1 protein-coding gene is annotated in these 255 nt (G+C 51.4%); it reads left to right on the top strand.

The features are described 5' to 3' along the window. On the top strand, nt 1–255 hold a 255-nt coding region (locus tag B0D78_RS12255), incomplete at both ends, for an FAD-dependent thymidylate synthase (RefSeq protein ID WP_143521880.1).

Here is a 255-nt window from a genome sequence, read left to right as displayed (position 1 = left end):
GTTTATGAGCGCGTCCTTGCAATACAGCAATTATGACGGTAACGCCGACTTTGCGATCCCCTACGAGATACTGACCGCCCCTGAGGATGTTCGGAATTCGTATTTGGAGAGCTGCCGGGATGATATGAATACCTACGCATATCTGACAGACTGCGGTATCGGTCACGACACGGCGGGTTATGTCACTCCGCAGGCTCTCCGCAATATCCTGATCATATCTGCGACGCCGTATCAATGGAAACACATGATCGGTCA

The organism is Pyramidobacter sp. C12-8 (assembly GCF_002007215.1).
Taxonomy (GTDB): Bacteria; Synergistota; Synergistia; order Synergistales; family Dethiosulfovibrionaceae; genus Pyramidobacter.
The sequence above is the reverse complement of the archived record's forward strand: the minus strand, read 5'-3'. Positions and strand labels throughout refer to the sequence as shown.